The organism is Rubneribacter badeniensis, from assembly GCF_002899695.1.
In the GTDB taxonomy this organism is placed as follows: domain Bacteria; phylum Actinomycetota; class Coriobacteriia; order Coriobacteriales; family Eggerthellaceae; genus Rubneribacter; species Rubneribacter badeniensis.
Map to the genome: position 1 here is coordinate 1 of NZ_PPEL01000175.1, position 661 is coordinate 661.

At 66.4% G+C, this 661-nt stretch carries 1 protein-coding gene; it reads right to left on the bottom strand.

Translation table 11 applies throughout. From position 1 onward, the window contains the following. Positions 1 to 309: 309 nt before the first annotated feature. A partial coding sequence (locus C2L80_RS13520; RefSeq protein ID WP_103263376.1) for a hypothetical protein occupies positions 310 to 661 on the bottom strand: 352 nt, incomplete at its 5' end.

A 661-nucleotide genomic window follows, 5' to 3' on the forward strand; every position in this document is an offset into this window, starting at 1 on the left:
GTGCTGGCCAGCGCAACGTGCCCCTGCAGCTCCAGCAGGCGCATGAGCTCGCCGCGCAGCGCCGCGTCGTCCTCCACGACGAATATCCGGGCCACGGGGCCTCCTTCGCACTCGGTTTCTCGCACCGCGCCTCGGGGCCGATGCCATGGTTCGCCCCTCATACTATGGCAAGGGGGCGCGAACGCCCCCGAGCCGTAACCGTTTCGTCAACGTGCCGTCAGCGAACCCGTGGGTTTCGCGCGGTGCCGGCACCGCTTCCTCCGCATGGCGCAACGATGCGCGCCGCAGCAGCTCTGGCAGACCGGCCGGTCAGCCGCGCTTCGCGTAGGTGCGCGGCAACAGGGGGCACCCCGGCTCCACGTTCATGAAGTAACGCAGCAGGAAGGTGAGGCCCGCCACCGTGAGCGCGATGCCCAGGCCCGTGTAGAAGAACGCGATGAACCAGTCGGGCACGAGCCCCGACATGCGCAGGCCGATGCCGCCGCCCATCATGATGGCCATCATGATGTAGCCCTTCTTGTCGAAGAACTTCAGGATGTTCGTCTTGGCCTCCTCGTAGCCGCCGATGCGCTTGGCGTGCTTGCCCACCATCTTCTGGAAGATGCGCGAGTGGAACAGCACGAAGATCACCGCCGAGCCCACGAGAATAAGGCGAACCTCG